At 55.3% G+C, this 396-nt stretch carries 1 protein-coding gene; it reads left to right on the top strand.

Features of this window, described 5'->3' with window-relative positions; translation table 11 throughout:
- Window positions 1-203: hypothetical protein (locus AB1462_RS32370; protein WP_367249214.1), on the top strand; the 203-nt coding region annotated here is incomplete at its 5' end.
- Window positions 204-396: the final 193 nt, after the last annotated feature.

Raw genomic sequence — 396 nt, 5'->3', positions numbered from 1 at the left:
CTGTATGGGTCGAAGAGATCATTTCGGAGATCGCCGCGTGTGCGAATGCGGCCCATTCAGCGACTCACGTGAAACCCTTAAGCACGTTCAATCGAGACGACACAAAGCAGCGCCATGCAGGAAACTCGATGGAAGGCTTTCGCATAGTGGCGAACGATTCTGGCAAAGACGGAATTGCCAGGTCCAATAAAGGCCCGAATTAATGAGCTTCGAGCGATCCAATGCACTGATGCGACGATGCGCCGCCCGCATTGGATTTTTAGAAGGCGAGGGGCCTATTGCGGTTGCGGTGGTAAGCCTGAAATCAGGCGGACGCCCGGACCCTCGCCATCATGGCCAAGCAGCCGCACGCCGCCTTTTTCCAAGGCTTTGATAAGCAGCTTTTCCGTTGCCTGA

The organism is Pseudomonas sp. SB113 (assembly GCF_040754745.1).
Lineage (GTDB): Bacteria > Pseudomonadota > Gammaproteobacteria > Pseudomonadales > Pseudomonadaceae > Aquipseudomonas > Aquipseudomonas grimontii.
This window is presented reverse-complemented; position numbering and strand designations above follow the sequence as displayed.